This is a genomic window from Rhizobium binae, from assembly GCF_017357225.1.
Classification (GTDB): domain Bacteria; phylum Pseudomonadota; class Alphaproteobacteria; order Rhizobiales; family Rhizobiaceae; genus Rhizobium; species Rhizobium binae.
Genome location: NZ_CP071607.1, coordinates 313,045 through 334,506 on the forward strand (window position 1 = coordinate 313,045; position 21,462 = coordinate 334,506).

At 59.8% G+C, this 21,462-nt stretch carries 19 protein-coding genes and 2 pseudogenes; 10 read left to right on the forward strand and 11 right to left on the reverse strand.

Annotated elements, in window-relative coordinates:
• Window positions 1–86: 86 nt before the first annotated feature.
• The 7 genes from J2J99_RS28345 to J2J99_RS28375 form a co-directional block, all read right to left on the reverse strand.
• Window positions 87–434, reverse strand: a complete 348-nt coding sequence (locus tag J2J99_RS28345; protein ID WP_168301416.1) for a cupin domain-containing protein — start codon at window positions 432–434, stop codon at window positions 87–89.
• Window positions 427–1,095 (reverse strand): cysteine hydrolase family protein, encoded by a 669-nt coding sequence (locus J2J99_RS28350; RefSeq protein WP_168301415.1) that lies wholly within the window; start codon window positions 1,093–1,095, stop codon window positions 427–429. The genes J2J99_RS28345 and J2J99_RS28350 overlap by 8 nt, the downstream gene beginning before the upstream one ends.
• Window positions 1,095–2,645 (reverse strand): ABC transporter ATP-binding protein, encoded by a 1,551-nt coding sequence (locus J2J99_RS28355; RefSeq protein WP_168301414.1) that lies wholly within the window; start codon window positions 2,643–2,645, stop codon window positions 1,095–1,097. The genes J2J99_RS28350 and J2J99_RS28355 overlap by 1 nt, the downstream gene beginning before the upstream one ends.
• Complete coding sequence (gene biuH, locus J2J99_RS28360) at window positions 2,642–3,343, reverse strand: biuret amidohydrolase (RefSeq protein ID WP_168301413.1); 702 nt, start codon at window positions 3,341–3,343, stop codon at window positions 2,642–2,644. The genes J2J99_RS28355 and biuH overlap by 4 nt, the downstream gene beginning before the upstream one ends.
• A gap of 104 nt (window positions 3,344–3,447) precedes the next feature.
• Window positions 3,448–4,374, reverse strand: a complete 927-nt coding sequence (locus J2J99_RS28365) for an ABC transporter permease (RefSeq protein WP_168301412.1) — start codon at window positions 4,372–4,374, stop codon at window positions 3,448–3,450.
• Window positions 4,374–5,501 (reverse strand): ABC transporter permease, encoded by a 1,128-nt coding sequence (locus J2J99_RS28370; RefSeq protein WP_168301411.1) that lies wholly within the window; start codon window positions 5,499–5,501, stop codon window positions 4,374–4,376. The genes J2J99_RS28365 and J2J99_RS28370 overlap by 1 nt, the downstream gene beginning before the upstream one ends.
• Window positions 5,502–5,521: 20 nt before the next feature.
• Entirely contained in the window at window positions 5,522–6,649 is a 1,128-nt protein-coding gene (locus J2J99_RS28375; RefSeq protein WP_168301410.1) for a BMP family ABC transporter substrate-binding protein, read from the reverse strand.
• A 312-nt stretch (window positions 6,650–6,961) separates the two neighbouring features.
• On the opposite strand from J2J99_RS28375, the gene J2J99_RS28380 reads away from it, so the two are divergent.
• On the forward strand, window positions 6,962–7,678 hold the full coding sequence (locus J2J99_RS28380) for a GntR family transcriptional regulator (RefSeq protein WP_168301409.1): 717 nt from the start codon (window positions 6,962–6,964) through the stop codon (window positions 7,676–7,678).
• A 280-nt stretch (window positions 7,679–7,958) separates the two neighbouring features.
• Here the strand turns inward: J2J99_RS28380 and J2J99_RS28385 are convergent.
• The 3 genes and pseudogenes from J2J99_RS28385 to J2J99_RS28395 form a co-directional block, all read right to left on the reverse strand.
• Window positions 7,959–8,084: pseudogene (locus J2J99_RS28385) on the reverse strand (SAM-dependent methyltransferase); the annotation flags it as partial.
• 361 nt (window positions 8,085–8,445) lie between these two features.
• A complete protein-coding gene (locus J2J99_RS28390; protein ID WP_205919180.1) occupies window positions 8,446–9,747 on the reverse strand; it encodes an MFS transporter in 1,302 nt (433 codons plus the stop codon).
• Between the two features lie 183 nt (window positions 9,748–9,930).
• Complete coding sequence (locus tag J2J99_RS28395; RefSeq protein WP_168301407.1) at window positions 9,931–10,383, reverse strand: MarR family winged helix-turn-helix transcriptional regulator; 453 nt, start codon at window positions 10,381–10,383, stop codon at window positions 9,931–9,933.
• A 201-nt stretch (window positions 10,384–10,584) separates the two neighbouring features.
• On the opposite strand from J2J99_RS28395, the gene J2J99_RS28400 reads away from it, so the two are divergent.
• From J2J99_RS28400 to J2J99_RS28425, 6 genes and pseudogenes are all read left to right on the forward strand, one after another.
• Complete coding sequence (locus J2J99_RS28400; protein ID WP_168301406.1) at window positions 10,585–11,124, forward strand: flavin reductase family protein; 540 nt, start codon at window positions 10,585–10,587, stop codon at window positions 11,122–11,124.
• 10 nt (window positions 11,125–11,134) lie between these two features.
• Window positions 11,135–12,367: a flavin-dependent monooxygenase gene (locus J2J99_RS28405; RefSeq protein WP_168301405.1), complete on the forward strand. Its 1,233-nt coding sequence runs from the start codon at window positions 11,135–11,137 to the stop codon at window positions 12,365–12,367.
• A 47-nt stretch (window positions 12,368–12,414) separates the two neighbouring features.
• Window positions 12,415–13,395, forward strand: a complete 981-nt coding sequence (tsdA, locus tag J2J99_RS28410) for a gamma-resorcylate decarboxylase (protein WP_168301404.1) — start codon at window positions 12,415–12,417, stop codon at window positions 13,393–13,395.
• Window position 13,396: 1 nt separating this feature from the next.
• A complete protein-coding gene (locus J2J99_RS28415; protein WP_168301403.1) occupies window positions 13,397–14,455 on the forward strand; it encodes a maleylacetate reductase in 1,059 nt (352 codons plus the stop codon).
• 19 nt (window positions 14,456–14,474) lie between these two features.
• A complete protein-coding gene (locus tag J2J99_RS28420) occupies window positions 14,475–15,323 on the forward strand; it encodes an intradiol ring-cleavage dioxygenase (protein ID WP_168301402.1) in 849 nt (282 codons plus the stop codon).
• Window positions 15,320–15,409, forward strand: a pseudogene (locus J2J99_RS28425) (YciI family protein); the annotation flags it as partial. The gene J2J99_RS28420 and the pseudogene J2J99_RS28425, both read left to right, overlap by 4 nt.
• Window positions 15,410–15,710: 301 nt before the next feature.
• Here J2J99_RS28425 and J2J99_RS28430 read toward each other — a convergent pair.
• Window positions 15,711–16,853 (reverse strand): helix-turn-helix transcriptional regulator, encoded by a 1,143-nt coding sequence (locus tag J2J99_RS28430; RefSeq protein ID WP_168301401.1) that lies wholly within the window; start codon window positions 16,851–16,853, stop codon window positions 15,711–15,713.
• A gap of 564 nt (window positions 16,854–17,417) precedes the next feature.
• Here J2J99_RS28430 and J2J99_RS28435 point away from each other — a divergent pair.
• The 3 genes from J2J99_RS28435 to J2J99_RS28445 all read left to right on the forward strand — a co-directional run bounded on the left by J2J99_RS28435 (window position 17,418) and on the right by J2J99_RS28445 (window position 21,227).
• The gene (locus J2J99_RS28435) at window positions 17,418–17,618 is read left to right on the forward strand and encodes a hypothetical protein (protein ID WP_010041391.1); all 201 of its coding nucleotides are present in this window, start codon (window positions 17,418–17,420) and stop codon (window positions 17,616–17,618) included.
• A gap of 400 nt (window positions 17,619–18,018) precedes the next feature.
• Window positions 18,019–19,251 carry an HlyD family secretion protein gene (locus J2J99_RS28440; RefSeq protein ID WP_168301400.1) on the forward strand — a complete coding sequence of 411 codons (1,233 nt, stop codon included), beginning with the start codon at window positions 18,019–18,021 and terminating at the stop codon, window positions 19,249–19,251.
• Window positions 19,233–21,227, forward strand: coding sequence for a glycosyltransferase (locus J2J99_RS28445; RefSeq protein ID WP_168301399.1), 1,995 nt, complete (start codon window positions 19,233–19,235; stop codon window positions 21,225–21,227). Before J2J99_RS28440 ends, J2J99_RS28445 begins: the two co-directional genes overlap by 19 nt.
• The last annotated feature ends 235 nt before the right edge of the window (window positions 21,228–21,462 follow it).

The window sequence follows — 21,462 nt, forward strand, 5'->3', positions numbered from 1 at the left end:
CATGCCAACAATCGCGGTGTGCTGTCGCCATCGCCATAGAATGGCGCAGCGAGGCAATGTCGAAAGCTGGCATCGCCGATCTTAAGCTACTTCTCTTCCAGTATTTTCACCGGCCGATCCCATTGGATGAGCACGACACAGCCGGTGTCGCTCCAGACCGAGTGTTCGGTGCCGGGCGCATTGACGATATAGCTGCCCCTGGCGTAATCGCCCGCCTCGTCGGATTGTACGCCATCGAGAACGAGAATGGTTTCAAGTCCTTCATGCCTGTGGCGCGGAACGCTGGCGCCGGCCTCGTATTTCAGGAGCGCCACGCCCGGCTGGTCGTCCTCGAAGGGACGGATCCAGTGGATCGTCACCTGATCGCGGAAGGGGCCGAACTCCAGTTCCTTCCAGCCGCCCGACGTCAGAAGTTCACGGGTTGTTTCAGGCATGGGCGATGCTTTCCAAAATGTCGTCGACATGGGCGGTCCAGCCGACGATCGCGCCCTGGGCGCGGATCATGGCGATGGCGGCGGCCTTGAACTCGGGAAAATAGCTTTCCGTCGCTTCCTCGGCGAGCAAGCACTCATAGCCGCGGTCGTTCGCCTCGCGCATGGTCGTCTGTACGCAGACCTCGGTGGTCACGCCGGCAAAGACCAGTTGCTTGATGCCCTTTCGCTGCAGCACCTCTCCGAGACCAGTTGCATAGAAGGCGCCTTTGCCGGGTTTTTCGACGACCACTTCGCCGTCGATCGGCGCAAGCTCCGGCAGGATCGCCGTTCCCGGCTCGCCTGCGATGAGGATGCGGCCCATGGGGCCTTCGTCGCCGATCCTGAGCCTGGGATTGCCGCGGTCGCGTTTCGCCGGCGGCAGATCCGAGAGGTCGGGCCGGTGGCATTCCATCGTATGGATGACAGTCAGGCCGGCATTGCGGAAGCCCTGAATGAGGCGTTTGACATCGGGCACGATCTTGCCGATGCGGCTGACGTCGTTGCCGAGGCTTGCGCCGAAGCCGCCGGGTTCGGCGAAATCCCGCTGCATATCGATGACGATAAGGGCAAGCTGACCGTGCTTCACCGGGAAAGCGAAGGGTTCTGCCTTGATTTCGGCCATCAATGATGCCCCGCCATGTGGGCGCCGATCACGGCGATATCGGCCGCGCGCGCCGGTGTCTCGTAAACCAGCCTGCCTTCGGAAATGACCATGATGCGGTCGGACATCTCCAGCAACTCGTCGAGGTCTTCGGAGAGCAGCAGCACGGCCGTGCCGGAATTGCGGGCCTTCATGATGCGGGCCCGAATTTCGGCGACAGCCGAGAAGTCGAGGCCGAAACAGGGATTCGAGACGATCAGCAGGTCCACCTCGCCGGTCAGTTCGCGGGCGAGCACGGCGCGCTGCACGTTGCCGCCTGAAAGTGCCGCGATCGGCGAGGAAGAGGAGGCGGTCTTCACCTTGAAGTCCGAAATCAGTGCCGCCGCCCGCTTTTTCATCTTGCCCTTGTTCAGCCAGATTGCATCCTTGCCGTCCGCCTTCAGGTCGAAGGTTCGGAAGGCGAGATTTTCGCTGACCGTCATGCGCGGGGCGCAGGCGTTCTGCAGCGGCTCCTCCGGGATGAAGCGGACATTGTTCCTGCGGGTCTCGGAGCGCGTCGCGCCATAGGTCTGGCCATTGACGCTCACGCTGCCGCTGTCGGCCGGCCGCTGGCCGGCAAGGATCTCCGTCAGCTCTTTCTGACCATTGCCCGAAATGCCGGCAATGCCGACGATCTCGCCGGAGCGGACCATGAGATTGTCGATCGCAATGGTCTTGAGGCCAGAGCGGTCCGGCGCCTTGACCTGCTCCACCGCAAGGACGGGCCTGGCGTTTTCGGAGACGGGAACGCGGCTGTCGAGTTCTGCAAGCTTCACGTCACCGATCATCATGGCGGCCATCTCCGATGTCGAGAGGTCGCCGACCTTGCCGGTCCCGACCAGCCTGCCGCGCCGCAGGACCGAGACGGCATCGGCGAATTTCGTCACCTCATGGAACTTGTGCGAAATCATCAGAACGGTCAATTCGCCGCGCTCGGTCATTCCCCGGATGAGACCGAGCATCTCATCGGCTTCGGCAGGGGTCAGAACCGAGGTCGGTTCGTCGAGAACGAGAAAGGAGCGGCCGAGATAGAGCTGCTTGACGATCTCCAGCTTCTGCTTCTCGCCGGCGGCGAGCTCGCTCACGGGGCGGTCCAGCGGGATCGTGAACGGCATCCGTTCCATGAAGGCGGCAAGGTCCTTCCGCTCCTTCGCCCAGTTGATGATGGCCGGTACTTCGGCGCGGCTGATGACAAGGTTTTCGGCGCCGGTCAGCGACGGGACGAACGTGAAGTGCTGATAGACCATGCCGAGGCCATAGATGGCGGCGTCTTTGGGTGAGGCGATGACCACTTCGCGGCCGTCGACGGAAAGCGCGCCCGCGGTGGCGTGGTAGAAGCCCATGATGCATTTGACGAGGGTCGATTTGCCGGCGCCATTTTCGCCGAGCAAAGCGTGGAAGCTGCCGGCGGGCACCTTGATCGAGACATGGTCGAGCGCCGTGAAGCTGCCGAAGCGCATCGTCATGTCGAGCGTATCGATGCCGACGGCCCTGCCGGCCTGTGGGAGAGGCGTGTCGCGGACCGTGCTCATGGCAGCTGGCTCACGAGCGTTTGCGAATTTGAGACGGAGCCGAAGACGCCGCCCTGCATCTTCACCATCTTGATGGCGGCGAGATGGTTGCCGTAGTCGGTCGCGCCGCAGCAATCTTCCAGCAGCAGGCATTCGAAACCGCGGTCGTTGGCCTCGCGCATGGTGGTGGAGACGCAAACATCCGTGGTGATCCCGGTCAGGATGATGTTTGCGATGCGCTTCTGGTTGAGGATCAGTTCCAGGTCGGTGGCGCAGAAGGAACCCTTGCCCGGCTTGTCGATGATCGTCTCGCCTTCGATCGGATAAAGTTCGGGGATGATGTCCCATCCGGGTTCGCCGCGAGTCAGAATACGCCCGCAAGGGCCTGGATCGCCAATCCCTGCGCCGATGCGCTGCGAGCGCCAGCGTTTGTTGGCCGGCAGGTCGGCAAGGTCGGGCCGATGGCCTTCGCGCGTGTGGATGATGTGATAGCTCTTGTCGCGCATGGCGGCCAGCACACGTCTGATCGGCTCGATCGGCGCTTGGACGAGCGACAGGTCATAGCCCATGTGATCGACATAGCCGCCCTTGCCGCAGAAATCGGTCTGCATGTCGATGATGATGAGGGCGGTGTTGTCAGGCCTCAGATCGCCGTTATAGGGCCAGGCATAGGGGTCGGCGTCGATATAATGTCCTTTGGTTTCGACCATGGCGTCCATCGTCTTCTTCTCCTATTCGCCTGTGAGTTTGAACGTGTCGCTGTGGTGACGCGGCCGTTCCGATCCGTTTGATGCGCAGGTGCCGGACATGCGCTGCTCCTTCCTCATTTCGTCAGCGACAACGCGCCCGGCGCACCCGAAAGCGCGCGGGTGGGCGAGGAGGTGGCGATCATGATGACGAGGGTGAGCACGTAGGGTGCGGCGTAGAAGAGATAGTAGCCCTCGGTCACGCCGACCGATTGCAGTGCCGGGCCGAACGCGCCGGCGCCGCCGAAGAGCAGGGCGGCAAGAAAGCAGCCGATAGGATTCCATCTGGCGAAGATGACGAGGGCTACGGCCATCAGGCCCTGACCGGAGGAAATGCCTTCGTTCCAGGAGCCGGGATAATAGAGCGACAGATAGGCGCCGCCGATCGCCGCCAGCGAACCGCCGGCCGCCGTGGCAAGCAGCCGCACGCGATCCGGATTGATGCCCATGGCGCGCGCTGCATCCGTACTGTCGCCGACGACGCGCAGGACGAGGCCGACCCGGGTGTTCTTGAACGCCCACCAGAGAAGGAAGGCGAGGGCGGCTCCGAGGAGGAACAGCACGTTGATGTTCAGCGCCGCCTGGATCTGCGGCAGACTGGACCAGAAGCCGAGCGGAATTGCCGGCAGATGCGGCGCTGCCGGCTGGATGAAGGGCTTGCCGAGGAAGAAGGCGAGACCGAGGCCGAACTGCATCATGGCGATGCCGATCGCGATATCGTTGACCTTGGGCCATTTGCAGATCCAGCCGTGGACGAGGCCGAAGACCGCGCCTGTCGCCATGGCCGCGAGCACGCCGAGCCAGGGCGAATTGGTCATGACGGCGACGGCATAGGCTGTCATAGCGCCGAAGACGAGCGTGCCTTCGAGGCCGAGATTGATCCGGCCGGAGCGCTCGGTGATCGTCTCTCCCAGGCTGACGAAGATGAAAGGGGTGGACACGCGGATGGCGCCTGCAAGGATGGCGAGGGGCACGCCCCAGGCGCCGATGCCTGTCTCTTCCATCAGAGGCTCCTTTTCCAGAGGTCGGGATTGAAGATCTTGAAGCGGCCGTAGAAGGTCTCGCAGAAGAGGATGACGAGGAAGAGCATGCCCTGCAGCACCAGCACTGTGGCATCAGGCAGCCCCATGCGGCGCTGGATCAGGCCGCCCGAGGCGTCGATGCCGCCAAGCAGGATCGCCACCGGAATGATCGCCAGCGGATTGTGGCGGGCAAGGAAGGCGACGAGGATGCCGGTGTAGCCGTAGCCGGCAGCGAGCGAAGCATTGGCGCTGCCCTGGACGGCGGCGACCTCGATCATGCCGGCAAGCCCTGCGAAGCTGCCGGCGATCGCGGTGAAGCCGGCAATCAGCCTGCCCACGGGCAAGCCTTGAATCTGGGCCGCGCGCACATTGCCGCCGGCAATACGGGCGGCAAAGCCGTAGCTCGTCACTTCGATCAGGATCCAGGAGAGAATGCAGGCGACAATGCCGATGACAAGGCCCCAATGCACGTCCATGCCGGGGATGTTGCCGAGCATGTACTCAGCCGGCAGCGGTTTGGTCGACGGCTTGTTGAGGCTTGCAGGATCGCGCAGCGGCCCTTCGACGAACTGGTTCATCAAGGCGATGGCGATATAGGAGAGCAGCAGCGACGAGATGGTCTCGTTGACGCCGCGGTAGTGGCGCAGAAAACCGGCGAGGCCGATCCAGATGCCGCCGACCACCATGGCAGCAATTCCCATGAGAACGAGCGTCAGCAAGACCGGCGCCGAACCCGCGAGGGGCATGGCCATGGCCGCGGCGGCAACGCCGCCCAGCACGACCGCTCCTTCCCCGCCGATGATGACGAGGCCGAGGCGGGCGGGCAGGGCGACGCAGAGTGCCGTCAGGAGAAGGGGTGCGGCACGGCTCAAGCTGTTCTGCACCGAAAACCAGCTGCCGAAGCCGCCGGTATACATGAGCTGGAAAAGCACTGCCGGCGATTTGCCGATCGCCAGGATGAACAGGGAGAAGAGCGCAAGACCGATCAGGATGGCAGCAAGGCCGATGACAAGGGGTTCGGCCTTTCGCGCGATCCATTCGAGGATGGGACGCAGCGAAGCCGGGTTTTCGGCGATGGATATTGCGGGATCGTTGGCCTGGACGGTCATGGCGCTTCTCCCTTCGCGGTTTATGCCGTGGACCCGACGACACCCTCGACCAGATAGTTCATGCTTTCGAGCTCGATCGCGTCTTCGGCGTAGCTCTTGTCGGCGGTCACCACCGTGTTGCCCTGGTTGTCCTTGAGCGGTCCCTTGAAGACCGAGAAGCCGCCTTTCATCATCTCGGCATGGGTGGCCTCGAAGGCCTTGCGCCCGGCTTCGGAAACGCCGGGGCCGAGTGCGCTCATCTTGACGAAGCCGTCCTTCAGGCCGCCGCGCACGAAGTTGCCGAGCTTTTCGCCGGCCTGGGCCCTTTTGACGAAGTCGCTGTAGACGTTGCCCCAGGCCCATTCGGCACCGGTCAGGTACTTCTCGGGCGCGAGCGAGCTCTGGTTGGCGTGATAGCCGCAGACGAAGGCGCCGCGGCCGGCCGCCGTCTCGACGACGACCTTCGGGCTGTCGACATGGCAGGTGATGACATCGGCGCCTTGGTCGACCAATGCGTTGGTGGCTTCGGCCTCCTTGACGGCGAGCGACCATTCGCCGGTGAAGATCACCTGGCAGGTAATGGTCGGATCGACGGTGCGCGCGCCGAGCAGGAAGGCATTGATGTTCTGCAGCACCTGCGGGATCGGCTTGGCGGCGACGAAGCCGATCTTCTTGCTTTTCGTCGCATGGCCGGCCGCGATGCCGTTCAGATACTGGCCCTGAAAGATGTAACCGAAGTAAGAGCCGGTATTGGCCGGGTGCTTGCCCTCCTGCCAGAGGCCGCCGCAATGGCGGAACTGGGTATCGGGATATTTGGCGGCCATCGCCAGCATGTGCGGATCGAAGTAACCGAAGGAGGTCGGGAAAAGCAGAGCCGCGCCATCGAGGTTGATCATCGATTCCATCGTCTTCTGGACGTCGACCGTCTCCGGCACGTTCTCTTCCTCGACGACGGTGACTCCAGGCAGCGCCTTGACGGCAGCAGCGCCCTCGGCATGCGCCTGGTTGTAGCCATAATCGTCCTTCGGACCGACATAGATGAATCCGACGGTAAGGGCGCCCTGGGCAAGGGCGCGCGAGGAGAGGAGGCCGGGCGCCGCGCCGGCGAGGGCAGCGGCAGCAGAAGCCTGAAGAAAAATGCGGCGGTTCATGGAAAGGAGTTTGATCATTGGAATGCTCCCCTTTATGGCGGTTCTGCCGGTTGATCGATTACGGGGAAGTGTATGCAATGGCCGTGCCAGATATTAACAGATTGATTTGACGATATTAATTTTAAGGTCGTCCGACGGATGTTGTAAGTGTATGCAATTTCCTGAAATCCAAGTATAAAATTTATGCAAAGCCTATAAAGTTGGCGATAATTTCACGTGCGACGAAGGGGTGCTTGCTTCCGGTTGCGAGCTAAGTCATTTTTTCAAATGAAAACAACGTATTGTTTCCATATTTGACTTTGTGTAGTGGGCAATGCATGTGTATGCAGCATGACCAAGGATCAGAGTGACCCATCGAAGCAGATCCGGCGCCGGGAGATCATCCGGGCAGGAACGACCGTCGAGCAGATGGTGCGGGCAATCGCTGACATGATCGTGACCGGGCAGATGCTGCCGGGTGACAAGCTCGACGAAATTTCGCTGGCGGCCCGTTTCGAAGTGTCGCGCACCCCGGTGCGCGAGGCGCTCCGGGAACTCGGAGCGATGGGGCTTGTCGAACGCGAACCGAACCGCAGCGCCGTCGTCACCAATGTAACGGAAACCTATCTGCATTCGATGTTCGAGGCGATGGCGGAACTCGAGAGCATTTGCGCGCGGCTTTCCGCCGAGCGGATGACGATCGAGGAACGGCGCCTTTTGGAAATCGAGCACCGCGCCTCGGCCCGGCTCGTGCGTCAGGGCGCCGACGAAGAGTATGCTGCCTATAACACCGAATTTCATAGTCGGCTCTATCGCGGCGCCCACAACGAGCACATCCATGAACTGGTGACGCAGAGCAGGGCCCGGCTTGCGCCTTTTCGCCGCGCGCAGTTCCGGCTGTCCGGTCGGCTGGCGAAATCCTACGACGAGCATGACGTGATCGTGACGGCGATCATGCGGGCGGATAGTGCGGCCGCCGCGCGGGCGGCCTATGCCCATGTGGAAATCGTCAGCGATGCCAGCGCCGTCTTTGCGGCCGCTACCGAGCAGAAAGAGCGCGGCGCTTGACGTCGGAGAGGGTTTGGCCGGGGAGTTGAAGCAACAAGGTATGACAGCCGCCTCGGAGAACTACTCCACCAGGTACTGTCACATTTTGACGCGCGGGCGCATGGAAGCCGCAAGGTGGATTCGGGCGAGTTGCAGCGCGGCCATCCTCCATTGGCTAGTCGCGGCTTGGCGGAAGGATCGGATCTGGGTGCGGGACGATTTGATTCGCAGTTTGCTCATAACGGTAAGGCGCTCCTATATCGACGGCTAATGACGGCCGCGCCATATGGGCAGCCGGAAATCAGGAGTTTCTGGCGCATATGATATGCGGACCCGCGCCCCCGTCCGGCGCGTCCTGCGGCAGGCTGAAGAAGCGTTTGGCCATTTCGGTGGGGCCGAGATCCTTCAGTAAGATGAAGCCGAGCGCGGCCTCGCCCTGCTGATAATCGACGGCCAGATCGAACCGGGCGTCGATCCCGATGCGAAGGCCGAGGAGGTGCTGAAGCTTGCCGGCCTGGGGCTGGCGGCCGCGAAATGATGTGTCGACGGCTTCAGCGGCTTGCCGCGGACGCCGAATGCTTGAAACGTAGGGCAGGGAAACCGCTGAAGGCGAAAAATCCTCGGTGGACATTACTGCGCCAGAACGAGTTTTTTAACCATCCGTGGGCTGGGGCCTGGCTCGCCCGATTTTCAAATCAGGCGAGTCATCATCTCACCGCCGGCGTAGGCAAGTGGATGCCATCACGAGGCTTAAACCGATCGAATAGGGTTGGCCCAACGCCACCCGATCAGTGCGGTATGGTGCGATATAGCAGTGTCGCGAGCGCCAGGAGGCATCCCAAGGCTGCTACCGATGCGAAGATGTAGAAGTTCCACTGCGGAGCCAGGCCTGCACCCAGAACCGCACCGCCGATGGCCGGTCCTATCATGCCTCCGATACGGCCGATGCCGAGCGAGAAGCCAAGGCCGGTTCCACGGATTTCGACCGGATAGAGGTTTCCAACGAGAACGTTGGCGAGGATCTGCGTGCCGATCGTTCCCGTACCGGCAAGTGCTACGAGACCATAGACCTGGAGACCTTGGTTCACCTGCGTCAGCAACCCGATCGAGCAGGCTCCGAGGAGAAACATACCCGCCACGACTATTTTGACGTTTCCGCGGTCGGCAACCCGTGCGCCGATCAGGAGGCCGACTGCGGCTCCGAGATTGAGCGTTACGGAGAAGAGCAGGGCGGAACCGAGATCATAGCCCATCTTGTTCATGATGGTCGGAAGCCAGTTGACCATGCCGAATGTGAGCAGAAGCGAGCAGAAGTGGATGCCCCATGCGTTCAATGTCGGCAGCAGGCGACCTTCGGAAAACAGCGACCTGATGCCGACCTGGCGTGACACAGCAGGCCTGGCTACGGGGTTGGGCAGCCCGTACTGGTTTGCAATCTGGTTGGCTTCGGTCTGGCGGTTTTTCGTTGCCAGCCATTCGGGGGATTCGGGGATGAGGCGGATGAAGAAAGGCAGAAGCAGGATCGGTGTGCCGCCGATGATCATCAGTGGACGCCATCCGTATTTCTGCACCAGCAGCATTCCGAGGATACCCGAGATGATGCCGCCAGCCAGATAACCGAGAAGAGCAATCGAGTAGGCTATTGCCTTCCGCTTCGGCGGAGAAAACTCGATGATCAACGCAGTTACCGTGGGAAAAAGAGCCCCAAGGCCCAGACCGGCTAGAAAGCGTGTTCCCTCGAAAACGAGAAAGTTCGGCGCAAGACCGCTGCCGATCATCATAACGGAGAAGCTCAGCAGACTGCCTATGATGACCTTGCGGCGACCTATCCTGTCAGCGAGTGTTCCGGCGACGAGAGCGCCCAGCAGCATACCGAACAGGGTGATGGAGGCAGCTCGTCCCACCAGGCCGGGCGTCAGGCCCCAGCTGGCTTCGCCGAGCAATGCCGGCGCGACCGCGCCGTAGACGATCAGGTCATAGCCGTCGAACAGGATCAGCAGGCCGCAAAGAGCGATGATGATATTCGGGCTGCGAACGTTTTCCTTGATAATAGCGAGATCTTGTATGGCCAATTTTCCCTCCCCATACATTTGAGTACAGGAAGTACGCTCCTGCCAGCGGCAGGTCCGCGTTGATCCATGTACAAATCCTCCTGGATCGTTGCCGGCGAGGTTCCTCCCAGCCGCCAGACTCACCCGAGAGAGAGCGATGTCAAGACAACGATGACATGCCATTAAATACTTGCGAATAAAATATTTGCAACTGCAAACTTTTCAGCCCGCAACTTTTCCCTTTGCGGATATTGCCGGCAGGTTGCTGTGCATGCGGCGCAGCGCCTTCTTCAGGGCTGCGACCTCTTCGTCCGACATGCCCTGCACCGCGGTGCGTTCGAGTTCCACGGCAAGCGGCATAAGCCTTTCCGTCATCGCCTCGCCCTGCGGGGTCAGCCTTACGATGACGATACGGCCATTATCTTCCGGACGTGTTCGCGACACCAGCTTGCGCTTGGCCAGTGTGCCGACGAGGCGCGAAAGCGTCGAAATCTCGACAGAGACGACGTCGGCGAGATCCCCCAGGGTGCTCTCTTGGCGCTCTTTGAGCATGGCCAGGACCCGGTACATCGCCACGCTGAGATTGTCTTCGGCGATTCTCTGCGCGAAGACCTCGGCTATCCGCACGCCGGCGCGATTGAGAAGATAGGGAACGGAATCGGTAAGTTTGTACATGTCTCTGTCTGCTGGCGGGATTCGGCTTGCTGAAGGCTCTCTCCGACATGCACTTAAATTACCGGGATGACAATACGATTGGCTTTCGACTGCCGAGAACGGTTGGATAGAGCAAGCATTTTCCCGCCTAATCTCTAAATTTGCATTGACAATAGTTGCAAATGCAATAGTTTGGGCCCCAAGGAGATACGGGAGGAAATCATGTCTGCCACTGCTGCCCTCGGCATAGCGCCGACGCCCGCACCGATCAGCGATGCGTTTCGATCGACCATGCGCCGTTTCCCGGCGACGGTGACGGTCATTTCCGCCTGTCGCAACGGTGCCGATCATGGAATGACGGCTACTGCTGTCACATCACTTTCGATGGATCCGCCATCTCTCATTATCTGCCTGAACAATCGCACCTACCTGCACGACATGCTGCTCGAGGTGCCGGAATTCGCCGTCAGCGTTCTGACGGACAGGCAGGCAGCCGTATCGGAAGGGTTCAGCGGCAAGATTGCGCCTGAGCGTCGCTTCGATGCTGCCGATTGGGTTCGCCATGAGCGTGGCATGATGGTCCTGGGCTCCGCTCATGCCTCGGTTGTCTGCCGCCGTATGGGCGCGGTTCCTTATGGCACGCACACGATCTTCATCGGGCAGGTGGTGGATACACGCCATTCCGACGACACGACCGCGCTGATGTACGAGAATTCGAAATACTGCGCGCCACAGCACGCGCTTCCTGCATCCCAGAACTGAAGGTAGTTCCATGAACAATACAGCTGCCCTGTTGCCCGCTTCGGCGCGGGTTGAGAACGCATGCCTTGCAGATCGTATCGCCCCGGTGTTGAACGAGATCAGTGCCGGTGCGCGCGACACGGAAAAATCCGGCCGCGTGCCGGCACGCAATATCGATCTGCTGCGCTCCGTCGGCTATTTCGATATCGTCAAGCCTGCCCGTTTCGGTGGCGACGAAGGATCGTTTGCCGAGCTTGTCGATGCAAATATCGAACTGTCGTCGGCCTGTGCCTCCACCGGCTGGGTTGCCGGCCTCCTTTCCGCGCATCAATGGCTCCTCGCCATGTTCGATGAAAGGGTTCAGCAGGAGGTGTGGGGCAGCAATCCGGATGCCCTGCTCTGCGGTTCCTATGCGCCGGTCCGCATGGCGGAACGCGTCGAAGGTGGTTTCCGGTTATCTGGAGATTGGGCCTTTGCGAGCGGATGCGAAAATGCCCAGTGGGCGCTCTGTGCGGCGATCATTCCGGCAAACGGCGAGGGGGAGCGTCCTGTACCGGCGTTCCTTCTGGTTCCCGCCAGCGATTATGCCATTGCCGAGACCTGGGATGTGGTCGGCCTCGCGGGCACCGGCTCAAAAAGCCTGACCCTCAAGAACGTCTTCGTTCCGGAATACCGCATGCTGAGTTTTCCGGACGCGACCTCCGGTAGAACGCCGGGCGGACGAGGCTATAGGGGTATCGGCCTTTTCAACATTCCGCTGCTCATGGGGGTTCCGTTCTGCCTCGGCAGCGCAGCCGTCGGTGCGGCGAAGGGCGCACTGGAGAGCTATATCGACCACATGGGAGCCCGTGTGACACGTGGTGCAGTGGCTGGTGGCAACAACAAGATCGCGGAATTTCCGACGATCCAGCTTCGCGTGGCGGAAGCCTCCGCATGCGTGGATGCCGCCCGCGAAATCATTCTGCGCGATATTGCCCGGGCGCAGCAACTGGCCCAGGCCCGCGAGGATGGCACCGGCGAGATCACCGAGGACGATCGGATTCTCGCCCGTCGCAGCCAGTCCTTTGCGGTCAGCCTGGCTCTTCGGGCCGTCGAAGCTCTCAATGCATCGACAGGCGGCCTCGGCCTCCAGATGTCCAACCCCGTCCAGCGGGCATGGCGCGATGCAAATGCCGTCGGGCGCCATATTTCCATGAACTGGGATGCCGTGGGCACCATGGTCGGCCAGCAACTGCTCGGTCTTCCGCCCAGGGGGCAATTCTGATCCGCCATCCCCATTATTTCGACCTAAGACAGGAAAGAGAGCATATCGTGCAAGGCAAGATCGCGCTTGAAGAACATTTCGCCATTCCCGAGACGCTGCAGGATTCGGCGGGGTTCGTGCCGGGCGACTACTGGACGGAACTGTCCGCCCGGCTTCTTGATATCCAGGACAAGCGTCTGCGGCTGATGGATGCCCACGGCATCGAGAAAATGATCCTGTCGCTGAACGCTCCGGCCGTGCAAGCGATCCCGGATAAAGCAAAGGCTCTGGAGATATCCCGACGCGCCAACGACTTTCTGGCGGAGCAATGCGTCAAGAACCCGAACCGTTTCCTGGGATTTGCAGCTTTGCCCCTGCAGGATCCAGATGCGGCCGCGCAGGAATTGCAGCGCTGCGTGACAACGATGGGTTTCGTCGGCGCACTGGTGAATGGCTTCTCGCAGGAAGGCGACGGAACCATGCCGCTTTACTACGACCTGCCGCAATATCGTTCGTTCTGGGCCGAAGTCGAAAAACTCAACGTTCCCTTCTATCTGCATCCGCGCAACCCGCTGCCGCAGGATAGCCGGATCTATGCCGGCCACTCCTGGCTGATGGGTCCGACATGGGCGTTCGCGCAGGAGACCGCTGTTCATGCGCTGCGCTTGATGGGATCCGGCCTGTTTGACGAGCACCCGGCTTTGCGGATCATCGTCGGTCATATGGGCGAGGGACTGCCGTACATGATGTGGCGCATCGACAACCGGAATGCGTGGGTCAAGGTGGAAAAGAACTATCCGGCCAAACGCCCGATTGCCGATTATTTCAACGAGAATTTCTACATTACGACGTCGGGGAATTTCCGCACGCAATCGCTGATCGATGCTATGCTGGAAATCGGCGCGGACCGTATTCTGTTCTCGACAGACTGGCCATTCGAGAACGTCGATCATGCTGCAAACTGGTTCGACAGCACGACCATCTCCGAGACCGACCGTCTGAAGATCGGTCGCACCAACGCGGTTTCACTCTTCAAACTCGATCGATAGCATGGTTGCATCTTTCAGATACACGGCCAGCGCGGCCCAAATCTTCTTCGGGAGCGGCTCGGTGAGTCGCCTCGCCGAGGCGATTACAGGGCAGGGCGGCAAGCGCGCCCTGATCCTTTCGACCCCGCACCAGAAAGCCGACGCTCAGCGCATCGCTGCTTCCCTCGGCCCGCTTGCGGCGGGATTATTCGACGGTGCTGTCATGCACACGCCGGTCGATGTGACCGAGCGCGCGATCGCGGCATACAATTTGGCCGGCGCCGATTGCGTGGTCGCAATCGGCGGCGGATCGACGATCGGTCTCGGCAAGGCGATGGCCTATCGCAACGACGCGCCACAAATCGTGGTGGCGACGACCTATGCGGGGTCTGAGGTTACACCGATCCTCGGCCAGACGGAAAACGGGCAGAAGACGACGGTCCGCGGGCCTGGCATCCTGCCCGAAGTGGTGATCTACGACCCAGAATTGACATTGGGATTGCCGGTCAACATCAGCGTCAGCAGCGGGCTCAATGCAATGGCGCATGCGGTCGAAGGTCTCTATGCACAGGATCGCAATCCAATTTCGTCAATGATGGCGGTCGAGGGCCTGCGTGCGCTGAAGCAGGCGTTACCTCAAATCGTCAAGGCCCCTGGGGACATCGAGCCGCGAAGCGAAGCGCTTTACGGTTCCTGGCTGTGCGGTATGGTGCTCGGAGCGGTTGGCATGGCCCTGCATCACAAGCTCTGCCATACGCTGGGCGGTAGCTTCGATCTGCCGCATGCGGAAACCCATGCGGTCATTCTTCCCCATTCTGCCGCCTACAATGCGGAGGCCGCAGCGGATGCGTTAAAACCCGCTGCCGATCTTTTTGGCGGCTCGCTGGGCGGCGGTGTCTATGATTTTGCTGCTTCGATCGGTGCCCCCTTGGCGCTGCGCGATCTGGGTATGAAGGAGGCCGATCTGGACCGTGCGGCGGAACTCGCCGCCCAGAATCCTTACTGGAACCCGCGCCCGATCGAATGGGAAGCGATCCGGACTTTGTTGCAGAGCGCCTGGGAGGGCGCGCGGCCGCGTTAACGTTTTGGAGGATGGGCACGTGCCCGAATATTTCAGCGAAGAGAGATCCGCGGAAGCCGTCAACTCGCGGATGGGGCGGGACATTAATCCGCGTCTGGCCGAAATCATGGCGTCGCTTGTCAGGCACCTGCATGCCTTTGCCAAGGATATCAGCCTGACCCAGGAGGAATGGGAACTGGCCATCGGCTTCCTGACCCGAACCGGCCATCTCTGTCATGACGAGCGACAGGAGTTCATCCTGCTCAGTGATACGCTGGGCTTGTCGATGCTTGTGGATGCCATCAACAACCGGCGTCCGCCGGGCGCCACGGAGAATACCGTGTTTGGACCGTTCCATATCGAAGGCGCGCCCATACGGCAGATGGGCGAAAACATCTCTCTCGACGGCAAGGGCGAGAGCTGTCTCTTCATCGGGCGAGTGCTGGATCTTTACGGCAATCCGATCGAGGGAGCTCAGATCGATGTATGGTCGGATAATGCCGATGGCTTCTACGATGTCCAGCAGCCGGACATCCAGCCGAAGTGGAACAACCGGGGCATCTTCGTCACCGGCGCAGATGGCACCTATAGTTTCGTCGGCATAAAGCCGGTCTCCTATCCGATCCCGGATGACGGTCCGGTCGGCCAGATGCTGGCCTCGCTCGGCCGCCATCCCTACCGTCCCGCCCATACCCATTACCTGATCACGGCTTCAGGTTATCAAAAGCTCGTAACCCACACCTTTGTCGGCGACGATCCCTATCTGGAATCAGATACGGTGTTTGGTGTAAAAAAGAGCCTGATCGCGCCTTTCGAACGTGTCGATGGTCCGACGGCCTGGCGCTCCGATTTCGATTTCGTGCTGACGCCCGTCGAGACTGGACGGTGATCGTCGTTCGCCATGCGGTATCCGATCCCGGCAAGGCTGCCGAACATTCCCGATTGATCGACGAACACAAGGCCTATCTGTGGGGCGTGCCGAAGGCGATGCAATTCTTTCTGCGACATGGTGATCAAAAAGGATATCACGACTCCGAACGCTGATGGTCTTCATCAGGCTGAAAGTCGTCATCCTTGCTCCCAATGTGGATGTTGACCAGCACGTCGAGAGGCGAGACTGTCGCATCTCTAACTGGCTCAACTGTCGCATTACTAAATAGAATGTACCCCGCTACAGGCGAATCTGGCGTAAGATAGCTTATGGAACTTGAAGGCGTTAAAGCAAACGTCGCTGCATAATACATTGAAAATATTCGACAGTTGATGGGTTCCCGCCTTAACGTGCGAGGGTTAGCCAATCGCCGATCGTTGTCCCAAAACGTCGCATGGGACGTGTTGCGGGGTTGACCGGGCGCTCGGTTGCTATGGTCTTTCGGACCTCACGCGGGCTGAGCCCGAATTCATGGCTGAACGCGCGGGTGAAATTGGCGGCAACGTCGAAGCCGGCGGCCTCGGCAATTTCCGAGATCGGCCTGTTGTCGGTCGGGTTGGTAAGATCCGCATAGGCCTGCAGCAATCGACGTTTGCGAATGTAATTGAAGACGCCCCCGCTCGTTTCGAACAATTGGTAGAGCCGCGTCCGCGAGATGCCCAGCGCACGGCACATCACGTCAGGCGTCAAGCGATCGGAATGAAGATTGAGGTGAATATAGCGATGCGCCCGCTCCATCAGCCCCATATTGGTCTTCTCCTGCCCGCGATCCGCACTTGCGGACGAGGCAGCGCATGCAACGACCATGTCGCCGATCGTCCGGATGATCCGCGGCACGTCTTCCACCGTCAGATTGCTGAGGTTCGGTTCCAGGCCGTTGATATAGCTGACGAGCAATTCGGCCAGGCTACCGGAGAGGGCGATGTTGTGGGCGTTCTGCAGAAGAGGCGCATCACGGGTCAACAATTCATAGGGCAGAAAGATGAGCACAGCGACTGAATCGGTCATCCGCCCGCGGTACGGATAACCAAGAGACCTGAAAAATATCTCCCCCGGACCGGTCTCCGTTACATGGCGATTGGCCTCGGTCCAGGCCCGACCGCTGCGAAACACGCCGACGTTCCAGTGATCGAGTGGGCTCGATCGCAGCATGGCCTGATCGCGAACATAGCTGCATGCCTGCGCACGCTGTTGGAGGAGGAGGATATCACCGAGATGCCAACCGGTCTGTTCCGCCAGAAAGCCGTCATCCTCTGATTTTCCGTCCGGCAGATGAACATCCACAAGCGGCGCCATGTGTGATCGCCAGGACTGGAACTGTTCTTTCGGTGGCAGGTCGTGCGTCGAAAATCGCAAGGGCACCAGTGCAGGCGGAACGTCGACCCGACGTTCTTTCTGCGCGGCAGGTTCCCGTGGCCAGCGCCGCCGCTCCAGGTGGGCCGGCCATTCCTTTCCCGCAGGGGGTTCGTCTCCAGACTCGGCAGCCATCCACTCCTCCAGCGCGTGCATAAGCTACTTATCATATTCCTTAACGAGCAGAAATGGACGGGCCGATAATTTTCAGGATGCAGCGATAACGACAATTGCGTCCTTCTCCTGTATCTAATTAAGCAATGGTTAATTCCGAAGGGCGTTCGGAAATCCAGATCTCACTTGCCGGTGCGATGCAGTTTCAAAGCACTCTCAACGTGAGGCGACACTTATTCAAAACAAAACAAGCAAGCATGGGAGGATAGGTCGTGAACTATCGGGACAACATCCGTGCGCGCTTTGCGCGGGCATCGGATTACGGCGGCAATTCTTCTCCGCACAACCGTCAGGTGCCAGGAAAAACTCCTATCGCCGGTCGTGCGGGTCTCCCCTGCTCACAATCATGCGAGACGCGCCTGGGGCCGGATATCGGCAAATAAGGGCGTGCAAGGGGTTGCGCGCAGCCGAGGCCATCTGTGTCGATGCGTAATGAGCCCGAGGCTTGCACGCAACCCTTACCCTATCAACCCATTGACGAATTTTTGCGACGCTGCCCATTTCCGTGGCAGAATGGAGGCTGTGATGACCACTGCGTGTGATGAGAAACAAATCGAACTGAAGCCGATTTCGAACTGCAGACGAGAGGTCGAAGTCGCGATGGTGGAAATGCTCGTCAGTTTGCAGAAACGGGGATGGTCGGCTGCGGAATTGGCATTGGAGCTCGCAGACGCCTCCGAAGATCTCGTCATGCTGATCGCCACCAAAAAGCTTCGACCGCATTGATGCATGTCGCCCGGAAGCGTGGGGTGGTTCCGGAATAACGACAGCGCATCGCATGAATCAAGTTTCATGCGATGCGCATTAAACCAGATCGCGTGGAATTGTGCTGTTCCTGTCCAAATGAGACGGCAGCGCTGTCAGGCGCGGCGCAGGATTTCCAGCACCCGATCACCTCAGTCGCCGCGCCGCAGATGGCTTGGCGATATTACCAGCACCGCATCGATATGATGCCACGCCCTCGTCGGCGGCCGTTGATCCAGAGCCGAAGCGTTTCTGTCGCAGCGTTACGACCATCACTTGCCTATAAATTATATTCCGCTAAATTATGCAAGAATGAGTTGCATCCGTTTGTACCGGGTCGATAGGGACGAATGGCTGCAAAGCGATACCTTCGGATGCCAAGATGATCTGGAACCATCGCATCACGCGCATCATCGTCGGCCTACTGCTGCTGACACTCGTGACGGTCGTCTCATTGCCGACGATTACCGGCTTTACGAGCCTTGATGGCACGGTCAATGCCCGGTTTGCTGTCGTTAATGCCCCAATCGACGGCACGATCGCGGACGAACCCATCAAAGTCGGCATCCCGGTCAAAGCCGGGCAATTGCTCGCAGAAATCAAAAATACGCGCGTCAATCGCGCCATCCTCGCGTCGCTGGAGGCAGATCGAAACACGGCGCTCGACCGCGTCGCAGCATTGAAAAAGGAACGGGACGAGCTCTCCGCGCTTCGCGAGGAATTGTCTGCCAGATTGGAGGTCTACAGGCAGACCACCATTGCCAATCTCGAACGCGAAGTCGAAATCCTCAGAAAAAAAGTCGAGGTGTCGCAAGCTCAGGATCTGGTCGCGCAGGTCGACCTGGACCGTCGGATGGCACTCGAGTCAAAAGGCATTCTGACGCAGAAGCTGGTCGAGGCCGCACGTGCCGCCGGAGCTGCGACTGGCGGCGAGGTTGAAATCAGCAACCTGACGGTCGATCAATTGCAGCAAAGGCTCAATGCGGTCCGCCAGGGTATCTTTGTCTTCGGCGACGGACAGAATGACGTGCCTTATTCGCGGCAGCGCGAAGACGAGGTCGTCGTTCGCATCAACGACTTGAACTCGCGCATAGCGGAAAACGAGACACGAGCCAGCGAAGTCGAAAAGCAGCTGGTCGAAGAGAAAAATCGCGTCAACAGCCTCGAATCCGCAACCGCTATAGCGCCGTTTGACGGCGTTGTTTGGAGCAGGAGTATCGTCAGCGGTTCCAACGTCGTGCTGAACAACGAGCTGATGCGCCTGCTCGACTGTCGGGAGCTGTTTGTCGATATCCTTGTTCCCGAAGTCAATTATGACGAGATCTATCCGGGACTTGTCGCACAGGTGCGCTTGTTCGGCCGCAGCGATGTCTTCAATGGCACGGTCATTTCCGTCAGAGGCAGTTCGGCTTCGCTCGAAACCGACTCCTATGCCGCCAGCTTGCCGCCGTCGACACAGCGCAATGCCCGCATTCGGGTTCGCCTCGATCCATCCTTCATGAACGACGACTTTGCGAACTTCTGCCAGGTGGGGCGCACAGTGCAGGTACGATTTTCCAAACACGGCATCAACGTATCCAACTGGGTCAAAAGCCTGTGGTTCAGTATCTTGTAGCGCTGGTTCCGACCTTTGTCGTTTTGGCCTTCTTCTTCCTGGGGCCATTCAACTGGTCGCGCCGTCACACCTGGACTCGGGCTGTGACCTGCGCCTTTGTCGCGGCAGTCGCATTGCGATACATGCTCTGGCGCTTGACGGAGACCGTGCTTCCCTTTCCCGATGGCGGTCCGAGTTTCTACTGGGTCTGGATCCTCTTTATCGTCGAGGTCCTGGCCTGCGTCGAGGTCATCCTTTTTCTGGTATTGATGAGCCGCTATGTCGACCGGAGCGCAGAAGCGGACCGGCTGGCGCGCGTTTTCTTTGCGCGAGACCAACGTGGATTGCCGACTGTCGATGTTTTCATTCCTACCTATAACGAGCCGCTCGATGTGCTCGAGCGAACCATCATCGGCGCCCGCTCGCTGGATTATCCTGCCGACAAATTGAATGTGTATGTGCTCGACGATCAACGCCGGGACTGGCTGAAGGCCTATTGCGAAGAGAAGAACGTCATCCACATCACGCGCGGCGACAACAGCCACGCCAAAGCAGGCAATATGAACAACGGGCTGAAGGTTAGCTCGGGCGAGTTTATTGCGATCTTCGACGCCGATTTTGTTCCCTATCGACATTTCCTGCGCCGGACGCTGCCCTTCTTCTGCGATGAAAGCATCGGCATCGTCCAGACGCCTCAACATTTCTTCAATGTCGATCCGGTGCAATCGAACCTCGGCCTGGAGAATATCTGGCCGGACGAGCAGCGCCTGTTCTTCGACGAGATCGCGCCCAGCCGAGACGCCTGGGACGTCAGTTTCTGCTGCGGATCATGCTCGATTGCTCGCCGCAAGGCCGTCGACGCCATAGGCGGGTTTCCGACGGAGTCGATCACGGAAGACCTGCTGACGACGCTTTCGATGCTCAACAAGGGCTACAAGACGCGCTACCTGAACGAGCGCCTGTCGATGGGACTCGCCGCCGAAAACCTGACCGGTTATTTTGTGCAGCGCGAACGGTGGTGTCAGGGGGGTATTCAAACTCTCTATTTGTATAATGGCCCGCTGCGCGGCCCGGGATTGACGCTTTTTCAACGGATCATGTTCCTGCCGGCGTCATGGCTGGTACAGTATCTGGTCCGCTTCACGGTATTGCTCGTCCCCATCGTCTATTTCTGGTTCGGCCTTCTCCCGCTCTATTTCACGGATATAGCCGATTATGTCGCGCATCAGGTGCCGCTGCTGGCGGCGTATTTTCTGCTCATGCTGTGGATCACGCCGACCCGTTATCTGCCTGTGGTTTCCAGCGCCGTCGGGACCTTTGCGACATTCCGCATGTTGCCGACCGTGGTCTCCAGCCTGGTGAGACCATTTGGCAAGCCGTTCAGGGTGACGCCGAAGGGCAGTGGTAACGAGTCCAACCAGTTCGACCGCTACAGCTTCACCTGGATCGCAAGCATCGTCGCGGTCACCGTCGTTGGCCTGCTGGTCAACGTCGTGCCGGAGACGTCGCATGTGCAAGGCCAGTTTTCGCCGGTCGCGGCCTGGTGGTCAGGCATCAACATCGTCGTCCTGCTCATCGCGTCGCTCATCTGCTTTGAGAAACCCCGGCGCCTGTTTCATGCGTTCAAGCTCGATGAGCCGGCCACCGTCGACGATGTCTCCGGCCAGATCGTCAGTCTGGCACTGGACAAGGCGGTCGTTGCCGTCCCCAACATGGCCCGATTTCAATCCAAATCGGTCATGCTGAAGCTTCCCGGCTTCGCCCCGGTCCAAGCCGAACTCGGGCAGGTCACGCAACGACGAAGGAGCGTCAGTCGCAGCGGCGACAAGCAAGCCTATTATCTGCATCTGTATTTCGAACTCAGCGGCGCTGCTCGCGACAACATGATTGTCAAACTCTACACCGGCCAATATTCGCGTGATATTCGCGACATCGACAAGGTTGCCGTCTCTCTTAACCTGTTGTTGCGGTCATTCGGGCGAACGCGCACGCTGTAGCCCGGCCAAGAGACTTGGTCGCGTCGTCGCGCGGATAAGCGCCAAAATCGGCAACTATCATTGATCGAGCTCAATGCAAAACCTGGCCGGATCTGTCTAGGCTCTTGCAGTTCCTTAGCGTCCAAAAGCATCCGAGCTTCGGAGGCTGGCATCGTCTGCAACACGTATAGCCGGGGTTTCGACATGCTCGTTAATGACGTGATGACCACAACGCTCATCACACTGTTGCCCGATC

Excerpts from the sequence above, each read along its gene's own strand:
- J2J99_RS28345 (WP_168301416.1), bottom strand. The coding sequence starts at position 434 with ATGCCTGAAACAACCCGTGAACTTCTGACGTCGGGCGGCTGGAAGGAA.
- J2J99_RS28350 (WP_168301415.1), bottom strand. The coding sequence starts at position 1,095 with ATGGCCGAAATCAAGGCAGAACCCTTCGCTTTCCCGGTGAAGCACGGT.
- J2J99_RS28355 (WP_168301414.1), bottom strand. The coding sequence starts at position 2,645 with ATGAGCACGGTCCGCGACACGCCTCTCCCACAGGCCGGCAGGGCCGTC.
- biuH (WP_168301413.1), bottom strand. The coding sequence starts at position 3,343 with ATGGACGCCATGGTCGAAACCAAAGGACATTATATCGACGCCGACCCC.
- J2J99_RS28365 (WP_168301412.1), bottom strand. The coding sequence starts at position 4,374 with ATGGAAGAGACAGGCATCGGCGCCTGGGGCGTGCCCCTCGCCATCCTT.
- J2J99_RS28370 (WP_168301411.1), bottom strand. The coding sequence starts at position 5,501 with ATGACCGTCCAGGCCAACGATCCCGCAATATCCATCGCCGAAAACCCG.
- J2J99_RS28375 (WP_168301410.1), bottom strand. The coding sequence starts at position 6,649 with ATGATCAAACTCCTTTCCATGAACCGCCGCATTTTTCTTCAGGCTTCT.
- J2J99_RS28380 (WP_168301409.1), top strand. The coding sequence starts at position 6,962 with ATGACCAAGGATCAGAGTGACCCATCGAAGCAGATCCGGCGCCGGGAG.
- J2J99_RS28390 (WP_205919180.1), bottom strand. The coding sequence starts at position 9,747 with ATGTATGGGGAGGGAAAATTGGCCATACAAGATCTCGCTATTATCAAG.
- J2J99_RS28395 (WP_168301407.1), bottom strand. The coding sequence starts at position 10,383 with ATGTACAAACTTACCGATTCCGTTCCCTATCTTCTCAATCGCGCCGGC.
- J2J99_RS28400 (WP_168301406.1), top strand. The coding sequence starts at position 10,585 with ATGTCTGCCACTGCTGCCCTCGGCATAGCGCCGACGCCCGCACCGATC.
- J2J99_RS28405 (WP_168301405.1), top strand. The coding sequence starts at position 11,135 with ATGAACAATACAGCTGCCCTGTTGCCCGCTTCGGCGCGGGTTGAGAAC.
- J2J99_RS28415 (WP_168301403.1), top strand. The coding sequence starts at position 13,397 with ATGGTTGCATCTTTCAGATACACGGCCAGCGCGGCCCAAATCTTCTTC.
- J2J99_RS28430 (WP_168301401.1), bottom strand. The coding sequence starts at position 16,853 with ATGGCTGCCGAGTCTGGAGACGAACCCCCTGCGGGAAAGGAATGGCCG.
- J2J99_RS28435 (WP_010041391.1), top strand. The coding sequence starts at position 17,418 with ATGACCACTGCGTGTGATGAGAAACAAATCGAACTGAAGCCGATTTCG.
- J2J99_RS28440 (WP_168301400.1), top strand. The coding sequence starts at position 18,019 with ATGATCTGGAACCATCGCATCACGCGCATCATCGTCGGCCTACTGCTG.